We start from the raw sequence: 14,356 nt of genomic DNA, 5'->3' as shown, positions 1-14,356 counted from the left end.
TATCACTCCGGCTCGTCGAGCCCGTTGGCGCTCAGGATCGCGGCCTTGTCCAACACCGCAGGACCGGAGGACTGCGCCTGGGAGATCGTGGTGGTGACGCCGGCCGCGACGAGGCCGAGCGCGAGCACGGACCCCATCAGCGCCGCCGCCGGACGGCGGCGGCGCCAACGCGGCGCTCGTGGTGAGCGGAACATCTGCCTGTCCCCAGGGGTCAGTAGACGACGCGGAAGGTCGCGTCGGCGCGGCCGGTCGCGCTCGTGATCTCGTCGATGCGCAGCACGAAGGCCGAGTGCCGCAGGTAGCGGGTCGGGTAGTTGACCGAGCGGAACGACGACCAGGAGGAATCCGCGAGACCGGCGACCCGGGTGAACGTGGCGTCGGCGGCGAAGGTCGACGTGCCGTCGTTCTGCATGAGCTTGACCTCGAAGCCCTGGTGCCGCAGGAAGTAGCCGGGCCTGTTGACCGACTCGAACGACACGGCGTTCGGGTCGGACAGGCCGGCCCGCAGCCGCCACTGCGAGTCCTGGTGCGGCTCGAACGGCTGCTCGTCGATGCGGCCGATCGAGCTCGCGTGCCGGACGTAGTGGCCCGGGAAGTTGAGCGACTTGACCCGGTTCCAGCTCGTGCCGCCGTAGCGGGCGAGCAGGCGGTCGCGGTCGGCGGCGGTGATCGGGTGGACGGTGTTGTGCTTGCCGTTCAGCGGCGCGGTGTAGGACTGCCGGCCGACCTTGGTCCACGTCGGCGCGGCGAGGTCGCCCTCCCACAGGTCGAACTTCGCGTTGGGGCAGTAGGTGTCGGCCCACAGCCACCACTTGTTCGCGGTCAGCGACTTGACCAGCGTCGGCGCCTCGGTGCACCGGTTGTCACCGATCGCGCCGCTGTAGCGGGTGAAGCTGCCCGGCTGCAGTGACGTCGACCGCGCCCCGAGGATCCCGGTGGTCGCGTCGTTGCGGTAGTACAGGTAGTTCAGCCCGTTCACGCCTGTGATCACGTGGGAGTCGATGACGGCCGACCCGGGGTCGAAGAACACGACCGGCGCGGTCGCGGTGACGAAATCGGTGGTGTAGGACACCGAGATCACCGCGTGCGAGCCGCCCGGGGGGATGGTCGAGAACGTGACGCCGTAGGCGTTGCGCGACGGGTCCCAGTGCACCGCGGGCGCCCAGCTGAACGACGTCGTGTTGGTGCTGTTGACGTTGAGCAGCCGGTCGGCCGACCAGTTCACCAGATCGGGCGAGGTCCAGACGTGGATGTTCTGGTTGGGCTTGGTGAACGAGCCGCCCACCGGGATGTCGGTCGCCAGCACGACCCACGTGCCGTTGTTGAGCCGGGTGATGAACGGGTCGCGGATGCCCTTGGTGCCTGCGGTCGGGGGTGAGGATGGCGTTGTTGTCGTTGAGCGGGGTCCACTCCAGACCGTCGTTGCTGACGGCGAGGTGGACGGCGTTGACGCCGCCCGAACCGTTCAGCGATTCCTTGAAGTACCCCATCACGTAGGCTGCGTCGGCCGTCTGGGCCTGCGCCGCCGCACCGGCGCCAGTTCAGTCAAACCCGTGCGGGAGCCGGTCAGGTGCTCCCCCGCTCCCACCACCGTCTCCAGGGCCACTACACCCGTGCCCACCACCGCGCCCGGCAGCACCACCGACCGGTGCACCACGGCGCCCGGCTCCACGACCGCGCCGGGGAACAGCACGCTGGACCGGACGTCCGCGCCGCGCGGCGGTTCGCCCGGCAGCAGGCTGTCGAGCTCCGGGTCGTAGCGCGGTGTGAGGCCCGCCAGTGTCGTGGGCAGCGCGTGCGGCGGCAGCGGGTGCGGCCGACCCAACAGCTTCAGGTGCTCGGCGTGGTAGCGCTCCACGGTGCCGATGTCGGCCCAGTAGCCGCTGATCGGGTGGGCCAGCACGCGCCGCCCGGAGGCGATCATCGCCGGCAGCACGTCACGGCTGATGTCGTGCTGCCAGCCGTCCTCGCCCAACGCGGCCAGCTCGTCCAGCACGTGGCGCAGCACGTCGGCGCGGAACAAGCAGAACGCGGTGAACACCAGGTCCGATGTCGGCTCGGAGGGCTTCTCCACCAACCGGCGCACCACCAGGTCGTCATCGACCTCCACCATGCCGAACAACCGCACATAACGGCGCTCGATGCGCTGCACGCCGATCGTGGCGTCCGCGCCACTGCGCCGGTGCGCGGCGACCATCGGCCCGTAGTCGAAGGAGTAGACGTGATCGGCGTGCTGCACCAGGACGTCGCGAGCTCCGGGGGCGAACACGTACTCGGCGTTGGCGAGGAGCGCGTCCGCGGTTCCGCGTTCGGGCGGTCGCTCGGGCAGTCGTCCGGTCGCGCCTGAACGGACCAGCTCGTCGTGCGGTCCGAAGTGGACTTTGATGCCGGAACCATCCCAGTGCCGCACCATGTGGTCGATGAGGTCGCGTTCGCGGTGCAGGGACATCAGCACCACCTCGTCGATGCCCGAGCGCGCCGCGTTGTCGACGCTGAAGTCGATCAGGCGGCACGAAGCCGCGTAGGGCACCAGCGGTTTGCAGGTGTCGTCGGTCAACCTGCCCATCCGCTCGCCGAGCCCTCCGGCGAGCAGGGCAGCCCTCACGTCGTGCACGGTGTCACCACGTCCTCCCTTGCGGTTGGCGGTCGGGCAGCAGCGCGCGCAGCAGCCGCACCGAGTTGGCGACGCCCTGCCGCCGCGGCAGCAGGGCGTCCTCGTGCTCGACGTAGAGCACCCCGGTGAAGTCCTCGTCGAGCAGCGCGGCGATCAGCGCGGGCCACGGCAGGTCGCCGCTGCCCAGGGCGCGGAACCTGATCGCGGGTCCGGGCCCGTAGCGGGACCAGCCCGCACCGGTCGGGACGTCCGCGCCGGTCCAGCGCTGCAAATCCTTGGCGTGCGCGGCGCCCAGGTCGGCGCCCCAGCCGCGCACGCAGGCCAGCGGGTCGTGCCCGGTGGCGGCGATGTTGGCGATGTCCAGGCACACTCGCACCGACGCGCGGTGCCCGGCGACGGCGTCGAGCAGGGTTCGCGTACTCGGCGGGTCGTGGGCGACCTGCTTGGGATGGGGTTCCACGAGCAGCTCCACGCCGTGCTCGGCAGCCAGGTCGAGCAAGGGATCGGCGGCCTCGCGCCAGGCGGCGATATTGTCGTCCCACCCGACGTCGCTGTGCCACCAGGACAGCCAACGCGCCAGGTCGGGCACGCCCAGCATGAGCCGGACCTGCCCGGCGCCGAGGTCCGCGGCGATCCGCACGGCGTGCGAGGCGTGCCGCAACGCGTGCGCCCGCTTCTCGTCCGGGCTGCCGCGCAGCACGGGATCGGTGTGCGGGCCGTGCGGGCCGAGCAGGAGTTGGGCGTCGCGGCTGTTGCTGACGCAGGTGACGACGACCGGGCGCAGCGCGGCGCGCAGGTCGGCCCGGTAGTCCGCGTCGTCGGCCCAGCGATCGGCGTCGACCAACCCGGAAGTGGTGTCGGTCGGCAGGTCCACGGCGTCCACACCGGACTCGGCGGCGGCGGTGATCGCGGCGTCCAGCCCCGCGCCACCCCACGCGGCCAGGCACAACCCCACCGCCACGGGCGCGGTGACCGCCGGCCGTTGCGTGCTCGGCCTCGGTTCCGCCGGTCCGGAAACCGCCGGTTCAGCCGCCACCGGCCCGGAAGCCGCCGGTCCGGCAGTCGATGTGCTCGAAGCGTGTTGTTCCGGGACCACCGCTACCCGGGGCTCCGCTACCCGGGGCTCCGCGCTGGAATCCCCCGGCCCGGACACCTCCGGTGCGGGATCGCCCGACCTCGACGCCGGGACGACCCGGTCGGGCGCGAGGTCCAGCAGCCAGGCGCAGGACCCCTCGGCGCCGGGCGGCAGGACGAGGTCGCCGTCGCGGGCGCAAGCGGTGAGCGCGCCCAGCACCGCGTCGTCCGGGTCGAACACCGGCACGACCTCGATCACCGGCAGCGCCGCGCGCAGCGCCCGGTCCAACTCCGCCAGCAGGTCGGGACTGCCCCGCAGCACACCCCCGCCCGCCGCGACCCGGTACCCGTCCACCAAACCCGCGGACCGCGCCGCGGCGGCGACACCGACCACCAGCTCGTCCACCGCACGCGCCACCACGGACGCCGCCACGTCATCGCCCTCCAGCCACGTCCGGCACACCACCGGAGCCAGGGCGGCGACATCGGCCTTGGGGAACGCCCGCGCCGCCAGATCGCGCGCCAACAGCGCGGGCGTCGGCCGGAACGCCGCCGCGAGCGCGGTCGCCGGGCCCCGACCGTCCCCCGCGCGCACCGCGGCGCGCAGTCCGGCCAACCCGATGTCGAACGCGCTGCCTTCGTCGCTGCCCAGGTACTCGCAGCCGCCCACCCGCGTCGGCGCGCTCACACCGTCGCAGGCCAGGAACCCCGACCCGGTCCCGCACACGACGACCGCTCCCCGGCCCGACAGCGGCGGCGCGACCAGCCAGGGCACCGCGTCGTTGGACACCACCGCCCGTCCGCGCAGCCCCGCGTCGACGGCCAGCGCGCGCAGCCGGTCCAGCTCGGGCCGGGGAGCGACCGGGTCGAGCGTGGCCGTGGCGATCCAGCCCAAGGCGGGCTCGCCGCGCAGCCGGGCCCCGAGGTCGGCGAACAACGACCGCAGCGTGCTGCCCGCCCGCTCGTCGCCGACCGAGGCCGGGTTGACCGACCCGCTGCGCAGCCGCCCGCCGGGCCCGGTGGCGGTGGTGGTGGTGCCACCGGCGTCCAACGTCCACAGCGGGCTCACGGCGCGGCCGTCCGGTCGCGCAGCAGTGCCCGGCGAACCTCGTCCTCGGTGACGTCCTCGGCGATGATCGTGGTGCCCGGCTCCACGGGCAGCACGAAACGCAGGCTGCCGTCGCGGATCTGCCGGATCTTGGTCATCGCGGCCAGCACGTCGTCGACGGCCGGTTGGCCGGCGAGCTCGCGCAGCGTCACGGGCAGGCCCAGCCGCCGGATCAGCCCGATGATCCGGTCGGCCACCCCGGGCACGACCAGCCCGCGGTCGCGGGCCACGTCCACGGCCACCGCCATGCCGAACGCGACGGCCTCGCCGTGCAGCACAGGGCCGTAACCGGTGACGGTCTCGACGGCATGACCCGTGGTGTGCCCGAAGTTCAGCGATCGGCGCAGGTCTGCCTCATAGGGGTCGCGGCTGACCAGTTCGGTCTTGATCGCGCCGGCGGCGTGCACCAGCACGCCGATCGCCGGAGACGCGCACGCCACCAGTTCGTCAACGCGCTCCTCGATGAACTCGAACAGCTGCGGTGAGGCGATCACGGCCTTCTTGACCACCTCGGCCAGCCCGGAGCGGACCTGACGGGCGTCCAGCGTGCTCAGGTGCTCCAGGCAGGAGATCACCGCTCTGGGCTGGTAGAAGGCGCCCACGAGGTTCTTGGCCTCGCTGTGGTCCACCGCGACCTTGCCCCCGATGCCCGCGTCGACCTGGGCCAGCAACGTGGTCGGCACGTTCACGTACGGCACGCCGCGCATGTAGGCGCTGGCGACGAAGCCGGCGGTGTCGACCACCACGCCACCGCCGAGCGCCACCACCACGTCGCGGCGGGCGAAGTCGACCTCGGCCAGCCAGTCGATGAGCTCGAAGGCGGTGGTGAGCGACTTGCTCTTCTCACCCGCGGGCATCGCGTGGACGCCCAGCAGCAGGCCCCGGTCGGCCAGCGCCGACGTGAAGCGCCCCGCGTGCAGGTCGGCCACCACCTGGTCGGTGATCACCACGGCGTGGCGGTCGTCGAGTTCGGCCAGGAGCGTTCGGACCGCGCTGTCCACGTCGGCCAGCACGTGAATGCGGTACGAGTCGTCGCGTGTGACGTCGACGCGCACAGGGCCGAGGCTGTCGGGGAGGGAGATGTTGTCACGGATCTGATAGCCGGGACGGTCCATCGTTCTCCTCTCGGGGATCACCCGAAAAGGGCACGTGTTGTCATTCCAACCGTGCCAGAGTAACTTTCAGTAGACAACCGTTGCACGGATCGTGACTGATGGGAGGGTCATTCGTGCCGGTCATCCCAGCCGGACGTCCCCTGCACGTGGGGTTGATCGCCGCAGCGGCGAGCTGGGGCCTGTTCTGGGGCAGCTGGGCCGCACTGCTGCCGGGGCTCAAGGATCAGGTCGGCGCGACCGACACCCAGCTCGGCCTCGCCCTGTTCGGCATCCCGGCGGGTGCGCTGCCGGCCATGGTCGCGACCGCGCCCTTGGTCCGCGCGCTGCGGGCGTGGACGCTGCCGGTGGTGCTGACGGCGTTCGCGGTGGCCTGCGCGCTGCCGGGCCTGGCGACCTCGCCGCTGACCTTCGCCGGGGCGTTGCTGCTGGTGGGCGCCACCTCCGGGGCGATCGAGGTCGCCCTCAACACCACCACCGCCGCCCACGAAGCGCGCCACGGTGTGCGGCTGTTCAACAAGGTCCACGCCGCGACCCCGCTGGCCATGGTGCTGGCCGCGCCCGCCGTCGGCCTGGCCCGGCAAGGCGGCGCGGGACCGTTGCCGGTGTTGCTGGTGATCGCCGCCCTGGTACTGCTCAGCGCGCTCCTGGCGGTGGACCGCTCCGGGTGGCGCGCTCCGGCCGCCGAACCGGGGGCACACCGCTCGACCGCGCCGCTACTGATCGCGTTCGGGCTGCTCGCCGCGGTAGTGCTGTTCCTGGAGAACGCCGTCGAGCAGTGGGGTGCGCTGCACTTGGAGGAGAGCCTGGGTGCCGGTCCGCTGCTGGGCAGCGCCGCCCCCGCGTGCTACATGTCCGGCCTGTTCGCGGGTCGGCTGCTGGCCCAGTGGCGGGGCGACCGGGTCTCCGGCCGGGTGCTGCTGCTGGCCGGGGGCGTGTTGGGCGCGGTCGGCGTCGGCACGGCGGCGCTGTCCGCCGCGGCCGGGCTGCCGTCGGTGCTCGCGCTGGCCGGCTTCGCGGTCGCGGGCGTGGGACTGGCCCCGGCCTTGCCGACGCTGCTGGGTTTGGCAGGCGCGGCGGTCGACGACGCGCGCCGTCCGGGTGCCATTGCCGCCGTCACCACGTTGTCGTACCTGGGTTTCCTGGTCAGCCCGCCGGTGGTCGGCGTGCTGGCCGGGGCGTGGGGGTTGACCACGGCGCTGACCGCCGTGGCGTGCGGCGGCTTGGTGGTGGCCGTCGCGTCCGCGGTGGTGCGCGCACCCGCGGCGGTGGCACGGTGAGGGGGCGCTGCGCCGAGCGGCACCGCGGTCGTTGGTGCGTCTGCGGCAACCTCCGCTCCTCCCAGAACCTCAGCGCCGACCAGCAGGCGTACCGACCGCCGCGACGCCCGGTACGCCCCGACACCGACGGCCGAGGCGGGCCGGGGCGGGGAGCGGTGTGGTGAAGGCGCTCGTGGTCGGCAGCGGCTACCTCGGCGGCACGATCGCCGCGCACCTGCTCGGGCGGGGCGACCACGCGGTGGTCTGCTCACGACGACGTCCCGCCGCCGCGTCCGCGGCCGGGCTGCCCTGGTATCCGCTGGACGTGCGGGATGCCGACGCCTGCCGGGTCGCGGTGCGCGAACACTCCCCCGACTCCGTGGTCGTGGTGCACGGTCCTTCCGACATCACCTGGTGCGAGGCCAACCCCGAAGCCGCGAGGGCCGCACACGCGGGTGGGGCTCGCAACCTCGCCGACGCCGCGGACGGCCGCCCGGTCCTGCTGATCTCCACCGACAACGTCTTCGACGGCACCCGGCCCAGTTGCGGCGAGTCCGACCCGACCAGTCCCGCCAACGCTTACGGCACGGCCAAACTCGCCGCCGAGCGCACGTTGCTCGACACCGGCGCGGCGCTGGTGCTGCGGGTGAGCCTGGTGTACGGCTGGGATCCCGACGGGCTGCGGCCCAACTTCGCCACGACCTGTGTCCGCACCCTCCGTGCCGGCCGCGAGCTCCGGGTACCGGACGACCACTGGAACACCCCGGTGCACGTGGACGACGTGGCCGCCTGGACAGCGGCGCTGCTGGCCGCCGGGCGCACGGGACTGCTGCACCTGGGTGGGCCGGATCGGCTGACGCGGCACGAGTGGGCGCTGCGCATCGCCGCCGTGCTCGACCTGGACGCGAGCCTGTTGCGGCCCTCCAAGCGCGCCGACGGCCCCTACTCCTGCCGCCCGGAGAACGCCTGCCTGCACAGCGAACGGGCAGCCCGGCTGCCGGAGTTGGTCGGGCTGGAGCCCCTGGGGGTGGACGAGAACGCGCGGAGGTTGTCCGAAGCACTGGACCAGACGCACCGAGCAGTGGAGGACCGTTGACCGACAAGCACCTGTTCCTGGCAAGCAAGCGGGCCGTCGTCACCTACGCGCCGGACGAGGACACCGGTGAGCTGCGGGCGTGGCTGGCTCCCGGCGGCACCGGCAACGTCGTCGCCGAGCAGGCCGGGTACCTGGACGTGTCGTGGATCGTCAGCGCCGACACCGACGACGACCACCGCGCGGCCGAGCAGCACCCCGACGGCACGGTCGTGGAGCTGCCGTCGGGCCGCACCATCCGGGTCCACCACCTGCGTCACGACCGCGAGACGTTCCGCGTGGTGCAGGACTTCCTCACCGCCGAGCTGATGTGGGCCGGCAACAACTACGGCTGGGACCGCTGGACCACCCCGACCTTCGGCCCGGCGACGCGGGGCGCGTGGGAGCGGTTCGCCGAGTTCACCGCCGACTTCGCGGACGAGATGGTCACCCGGTCCGCCGACGACCCCGACCCGGTGTACCTGGTGCACGACTACCAGCTCGTGTGCGTGCCCGCGCGGATCAGGGCACACCGGCCGGACGCGCCGATCCTGCTGTTCGTGCACATCCCGTGGCCGTCGGCCGACTACTGGCGCATCCTGCCCAAGCCCATCCGCGTCGAGGTGCTGGAGGGAATGCTGGCCGCCGACGTCATCGGGTTCTTCACCAGCCGGTGGACGGCGAACTTCCTGTCCTGCGTGGCCGACCTGCTGCCCGACGCCGAGGTCGACCACTCCGCCGCGGTGGTCCGCCTGCGCGGGCGCACCACGAGGGTGCGCACCCAGCCCCTCGGCTACAGCCCGGAGACGTTGACGCGACGCGACTCCAAGCTGCCCGAGGGCATCGCCGAGTGGGCAGGTCAGCACCGACTGGTCGTCCACTCAGGACGGACCGATCCGATCAAGAACGCCTGGCGCGCGGTGCGGGCGTTCGTCAAAGCGGTGCAGGACAACCCGGAGCTGCGCGGCACGCGGATGCTGGTGCGCATGAACCCCAACCGGCTCTACGTCCAGGCCAACGCCGACTACGTGCGACGAGTCGAGGAGGAGGTCACCGCGGCCAACGCGGAACTGGGCGAGGACTCCGTGCGCACGCACTGCGACAACGACGTGAACCACACCTTCGGCTGCTTCGAACGGGCCGACCTGCTCGTGTTCAACTCCACCGTGGATGGTCAGAACCTCAGCGTATTCGAGGCCCCGCTGGTCAACCGGCGCGACGCGGACGTGGTGCTGTCGGAGATGGCGGGCGCGGCGGAGATCCTGGGCCCGGTGTGCCGCACGGTGAACCCGCAGGACGTCGTGGAGCAGGCCGAGGCCATCGCCGCCGGGCTGCTCGCACCGCCGGAGCGGCGCGCCGAGGCCGCGCGGGCGCGCCGCGACACCGCACGGCCCTGGACGCTGGAGCGGTGGGTGGACAACCAGTTGGAGAGCCTGGGGCTGCGCTGATGAACCCGCTCACCGGCATCGACCCACGCGACCACGCGTACTACGAGCTGGGTGACGCGCTGCTGGTGCGCGGTGAGGGCGTGCGGGTGTGGGATTCCACCGGCCGCGAGTACCTCGACTGCGTGTCCGGCACGTTCAACCTGGTGCTGGGGCACAACCACCCGGCCGTGGTCGCGGCGGTCAAGGAGCAGGCGGACGACCTGGTGTTCGCCAGTTCGTCGTTCCAGACCGGTCCGACCAACGAGGTGATGAGGCAGCTGGTGGAGCTGAGCCCGGCGAACCTGACGCGGGTCAACCTGCGCAGCGCGAGCGGCTCCACCGCGAACGAGGGCGCGATCAAGATCGCCCAGTGGCACACCGGCAAGCGCGACGTGATCGTGCCGTTCCGCGGGCACGTCGGCCAGAGCATCGCCACCGCCAGCTACAACGGCACGTCGCGGATGCGCGCTCCGTTCCCCTACCACATGCCCGGCGCGGTGCGGGTACCCGAACCGTACTGCCACCGCTGCTTCTACCGCCAGACACCGGACTCGTGCGGGCTGTGGTGCGTCGACCGCATCGAGGACTTCATCGCTTACGCCTCCTCCGGCAGCGTCGCCGCGATGATCATCGAGCCGATCAGCGGCGTAGGCGGCAACGTCGTGCCTCCACCGGGCTACTTGCAGCGGCTCAAGGACTTCTGCGAGGCGCGGGAGATCGTGCTGATCTTCGACGAGAACCAGACCGGCATGGGCCGCACCGGCAGGCTCTTCGCCGCCGAGCACTTCGGGGTCAGCCCGCACATCCTGACCACCGCCAAGGGGCTGACCGGCAGCGGCCTGCCGCTGGCCGCGATCCTCACCGAGGAACACCTGGTGGGGATGCCAAGGTCCATGCACGGCTTCACCTACGGCGGCCACACCTTGTCCGCCGCCGCGGCGACCGTGGCGCTGGAGATCGTGCGGCAGCCGGAGTTCCTGGCCACCGTGCGGACCACCGGCGCGGTGCTGCTGGAGCGGCTGACCGCGCTGCGCGCCGACCACCCGTGCCTGGACGAGGTGCGCGGCGTCGGCCTGATGCTGGGCGTGGAGCTGGCCGAGCCGGACGGGTCGCGCTCGCCGCGCCTGGCCGCCGCGCTGAACAAGGCGCTGTCCGCGCGCGGGGTGATCACCAGGGTGTCCGAGCACGGCGAGGGCAACGTGATCGAGCTGCGCCCGCCGCTGGTGCTGACCGTCGAGGACGCCCACCTGATCGCCGACCGGTTCGGCGAGGCGTTGGAGATGCTGTAGGTGCGCGCGGTGCAGCTGTCGGCGGCGGGACCGGTGCTGTCCGCCGAACCGCCCGTGCGGCACGAGGGTGCGCACGGGGTGCTCGTGCGCACCGAGCTGATGGGCGTGTGCCGCTCCGACCTGAAGGAGGTCGCGGGCACCCGCGGCGGCCCTGGCCAGTTCGGGCACGAACTGGTGGGCGAGGTGGTGGACAGTTCCACGGCGCGGCTGCCGCCGGGCACCCGGGTGTGCCTGGACCCGAACCCGCCGGTGCGACGTGGGACCGGGTTCGCCCGTGCGCTGTGGGTGTGCGGTGAGGAGGACGCCGTGGCGCGGGCGCTGCCGGTCGCCCCGTCGGGCGTGTCCGCTCGGCGCCTGGTGTTCGCCGAGCCCGCGGCGTGCGCGGCGCACTGCCTGACCACCGCCGCCCGGCACCGCGGCACGGACCTGCGCGGCACGGCGGTGTGCGTGCTGGGCGCGGGTGTGGCCGGGGTGCTGATCACGGCGCTGGCACGGCGGGCGGGCGCGGTGGCGGCGCTGCGCAACCGCAGTCCCGACCGGCTGCGGTTCCTGCGGGACAACGGAATCCTGCCGGACGAGGTGGCGCGCCGGGTCGCCCCCGACAGCCAGGACGTGGTCGTGGTGGCGGCCAGTTTCGTGTTCCCGGAGCTGTTGGAGGAGGCGTTGCGCCTGGTCCGTCCCGGTGGGTTGGTGCTGCTCTACGGCGGCACCCGTGCCGGGGACCGGTTGTCGGGGCTGGACTGCGACCTGGACGGGGTGCGACGCGGCGAGCTGGCCGTTCCGGTGCGGTGGCGGGGCAAGCCGGTGGTCGTGGGCGGCAGTTACGGCACCAGTCCGACCGATTTCGCACTGGCGTTGGAGGCTTTGGCGCACGACCGGGTGGGGGTGGAGCGCCTGGTGACGCGGGAGGTCGACCTGGTCGACCTCCCGGATGTACTGCGGGAGTTGACGGCGACCCGGTACCTGGGCAAGGTGCTGGTACGGCCGTGAATCACGCCAGCCGCAGCACCGTGCCCAACCCTCGTTCACGGTCCACCGAACGCTCGGCGGGCAACAGGTACACCGGCAGACCCGCCCGCACCGCGGCGCCGTCCTTGACCGGGTCGTCGCCCACGTACAACACCCGACCGGAAGCCACACCGATCTGCTCACACGCCAACGCGAACAACGCCGGATCGGGCTTCTCCACGCCGTGCTCGCACGACAACACCACCGCGTCGAGCAGATCCAGCACGCCGGCGTCGGCGAGCGCGGGCCGGATGTCCCAGCCGATGTTGCTCAGCACACCGATTCGGACGCCCCGCTCGTGCAACGCCCCCAGCACAACCGCGGTGTCGGGGTACGGGGTCCACGCGGCCGGATCGGTCAACGCGGCGTAGACGGCGTCGACCAGATCCGGCGCGAACGGCCCGGATTCGGCGATCAGCCGCGTCCACACCGCGCGGTGGGCCTCCTGCGACACGTCGCAACCCCGGCGTGCTTCCAGGGAGGCAGGCGAGTCGACGTGCGTCAGCACCCGCCGGACCACCTCGACGGCGGTCGACCCGCCGAGATCGACGCCGGTCGCGGCGATGGCGGCGGGGTCGAGGACGGAGGTGTCGTCGAACAGCGTGCCGGAGAAGTCGAACAGGACGGCGCCGAAAGTGCTGTCGTGATCCACCCCTCCGACGCTAGCAATTTCCGGCGCGGCGCGGCCGTCCGACCAGCAGCACATCGCGGCTCACGGTCGCGGCGGGGTGATCCGGTCGAGTACGAGCCCGGCGACCTCGTCGGATCGGTCGGGGTGCTGTGACTCGCGCACCGGTCGGCGCGTTGTGGCTGCTGCCGGAGGACGTCATCGATCCTTGACGAGAGCATAGGTGTAGTAGTCCCGCCGGTAGACACCGCCTGTGGGGTGCCAGAACTCTGCATTGGGACGCTGAGCTGCAGCGATCGCGCATCATGGGTGGTAGAGGCATGATCGTGGGACGTGGCGTTACGACTGCTGTATCTGATCTTGGTTCGGCTCGTCGGCTGGTTGGTGCTGCTCGGCCGGTCATCGGCGGCCAAGGACGTGGAGTTGCTGGTGCTGCGGCACGAGGTCGCCGTGCTGCGCCGGACCAACTCTCGCCCGCGGTTGGACTGGGCCGACCGCGCTGTGCTCGCCGTGTTGGTGCGACGCCTACCCGACTGGTTACGGCAACACCGGTTGGTGACGCCGGGCACCGTACTGCGATGGCACCGTCGCCTGGTGGCGAAGAAGTGGACCTACCCGAACCGCACCGGCCGACCCCCGATCGGCCACACCATCGTGGCGTTGATCGAGCGAATGGCCCGGGAGAACGCCGGCTGGGGCTACAGCCGGATCCAGGGCGAGCTGCTCAAGCTCGGCCACCGGGTAGCCGCGTCAACCGTCCGCCGCGTGCTCAAGCGCCTGCGCATCCCGCCCGCACCCAGGCGTGATAGCGACACCTCCTGGCGGCGATTCCTGCGCGTCCAAGCCGCCGGCATGTCGGCCTGCGACTTCTTCCACGTTGACTGTGCCTTCACCCTCAAGCGGGTCTACGTCTTCTTCGTGATCGAGATCGCCACACGCTACGTCCACATCCTCGGCGCCACCACCAACCCCGACGGGGCATGGACCACCCAACAGGCCCGCAACCTACTCATGGACCTGGGTGACCGAGCTGACGACTTCCAGTTCCTCGTCCGCGACCGGGCCGGCCAGTTCACCACCTCGTTCGACGCCGTCCTCGCCGACACCGGCATCCAGGTCGTGAAAATCCCGCCACGATGCCCCTGGGCAAACTGTTACGCCGAACGGTTCGTCGGCACCGTCAGACGCGAAGCCACCGACCGCCTGCCCATCATCAACGAACACCACCTGCGGGCGGTGCTGCAGCGCTATGTGGCCCACTACAACCACCGCCGACCCCACCAAGCCCGACAACTCACCCCACCCCGACGCGACCACCCGAGCGCAGAACAGGGCTGCACATCGATACGCCGCCGACCAGTCCTCGGCGGCCTGATCAACGAGTACGAACCCACAGCCGCCTAACCCGCAGGTCAGACCATATGGCCGACTTTTGGCGCCCCACAGGGCTGTCGCGAGCGCCAACACGGCCAGCGACGCGCGTAAGTCGGGCATGATTGCTCCGTTGCGAGTATGTCCTGAAGTGGTACTGGATCGATCAACGGTAACCTCCGCGCGCCCGCGGCGGCGGCGGCCGGACAGCGCAACGGTCCGCGGAACCCTTGCGCCGCACGGAGGTTCGCGGATCGCCGAGTCCTGCCGCGACGCTCGGCCGGGCGACGGCGCGGGACCGTCGGATCGATCCGGTCGGGCGCCCCTGATATCGGCGTCTGCGCCGCCGGGCGACACCGTCACGCCTCCAATGCGGAAAGTACCCGACAAGTTA

General features: G+C 71.9%; 12 protein-coding genes. 6 read left to right on the top strand and 6 right to left on the bottom strand.

The window, feature by feature from the left end; genetic code table 11:
* Nucleotides 1-2: 2 nt before the first annotated feature.
* The 5 genes from ALI22I_RS48615 to aroB all read right to left on the bottom strand — a co-directional run bounded on the left by ALI22I_RS48615 (nucleotide 3) and on the right by aroB (nucleotide 5,911).
* Nucleotides 3-194 carry a hypothetical protein gene (locus ALI22I_RS48615; RefSeq protein WP_143531965.1) on the bottom strand — a complete coding sequence of 64 codons (192 nt, stop codon included), beginning with the start codon at nucleotides 192-194 and terminating at the stop codon, nucleotides 3-5.
* Between the two features lie 17 nt (nucleotides 195-211).
* Nucleotides 212-1,306: a glycoside hydrolase family 43 protein gene (locus ALI22I_RS04800; RefSeq protein ID WP_202970674.1), complete on the bottom strand. Its 1,095-nt coding sequence runs from the start codon at nucleotides 1,304-1,306 to the stop codon at nucleotides 212-214.
* A 183-nt stretch (nucleotides 1,307-1,489) separates the two neighbouring features.
* Nucleotides 1,490-2,605, bottom strand: a complete 1,116-nt coding sequence (locus ALI22I_RS04795) for a sugar phosphate nucleotidyltransferase (RefSeq protein ID WP_238598104.1) — start codon at nucleotides 2,603-2,605, stop codon at nucleotides 1,490-1,492.
* A gap of 13 nt (nucleotides 2,606-2,618) precedes the next feature.
* Complete coding sequence (locus ALI22I_RS47315; RefSeq protein WP_083751421.1) at nucleotides 2,619-4,757, bottom strand: TIM barrel protein; 2,139 nt, start codon at nucleotides 4,755-4,757, stop codon at nucleotides 2,619-2,621.
* On the bottom strand, nucleotides 4,754-5,911 hold the full coding sequence (gene aroB / locus ALI22I_RS04780) for a 3-dehydroquinate synthase (protein ID WP_077004322.1): 1,158 nt from the start codon (nucleotides 5,909-5,911) through the stop codon (nucleotides 4,754-4,756). The genes ALI22I_RS47315 and aroB overlap by 4 nt, the downstream gene beginning before the upstream one ends.
* Before the next feature lie 113 nt (nucleotides 5,912-6,024).
* Between aroB and ALI22I_RS04775 the strand changes: the two genes are divergently transcribed.
* The 5 genes from ALI22I_RS04775 to ALI22I_RS54435 all read left to right on the top strand — a co-directional run bounded on the left by ALI22I_RS04775 (nucleotide 6,025) and on the right by ALI22I_RS54435 (nucleotide 11,945).
* Nucleotides 6,025-7,188, top strand: coding sequence for an MFS transporter (locus ALI22I_RS04775; RefSeq protein WP_143531964.1), 1,164 nt, complete (start codon nucleotides 6,025-6,027; stop codon nucleotides 7,186-7,188).
* Nucleotides 7,189-7,348: 160 nt separating this feature from the next.
* The gene (locus tag ALI22I_RS04770; RefSeq protein WP_238598103.1) at nucleotides 7,349-8,263 is read left to right on the top strand and encodes an SDR family oxidoreductase; all 915 of its coding nucleotides are present in this window, start codon (nucleotides 7,349-7,351) and stop codon (nucleotides 8,261-8,263) included.
* Nucleotides 8,260-9,687, top strand: a complete 1,428-nt coding sequence (locus ALI22I_RS04765; protein WP_077004320.1) for a trehalose-6-phosphate synthase — start codon at nucleotides 8,260-8,262, stop codon at nucleotides 9,685-9,687. The genes ALI22I_RS04770 and ALI22I_RS04765 overlap by 4 nt, the downstream gene beginning before the upstream one ends.
* Nucleotides 9,687-10,955: an aspartate aminotransferase family protein gene (locus tag ALI22I_RS04760; RefSeq protein WP_077004319.1), complete on the top strand. Its 1,269-nt coding sequence runs from the start codon at nucleotides 9,687-9,689 to the stop codon at nucleotides 10,953-10,955. The genes ALI22I_RS04765 and ALI22I_RS04760 overlap by 1 nt, the downstream gene beginning before the upstream one ends.
* Nucleotides 10,956-11,945, top strand: coding sequence for an alcohol dehydrogenase catalytic domain-containing protein (locus tag ALI22I_RS54435; protein WP_077004318.1), 990 nt, complete (start codon nucleotides 10,956-10,958; stop codon nucleotides 11,943-11,945).
* A gap of 1 nt (nucleotide 11,946) precedes the next feature.
* Here the strand turns inward: ALI22I_RS54435 and ALI22I_RS04750 are convergent, their stop codons facing one another.
* Nucleotides 11,947-12,615 carry an HAD family hydrolase gene (locus ALI22I_RS04750; RefSeq protein WP_077004317.1) on the bottom strand — a complete coding sequence of 223 codons (669 nt, stop codon included), beginning with the start codon at nucleotides 12,613-12,615 and terminating at the stop codon, nucleotides 11,947-11,949.
* 309 nt (nucleotides 12,616-12,924) lie between these two features.
* Here ALI22I_RS04750 and ALI22I_RS53040 point away from each other — a divergent pair, with 309 nt between their 5' ends.
* On the top strand, nucleotides 12,925-13,995 hold the full coding sequence (locus tag ALI22I_RS53040; protein ID WP_077004316.1) for an integrase core domain-containing protein: 1,071 nt from the start codon (nucleotides 12,925-12,927) through the stop codon (nucleotides 13,993-13,995).
* Nucleotides 13,996-14,356 lie beyond the last annotated feature (361 nt).

The sequence above is a fragment of the Saccharothrix sp. ALI-22-I genome (assembly GCF_001984175.1).
Lineage (GTDB): Bacteria > Actinomycetota > Actinomycetes > Mycobacteriales > Pseudonocardiaceae > Actinosynnema.
Note: the sequence above shows the minus strand (reverse complement) of the source record. Positions and strands in the feature narration are given on the sequence as shown.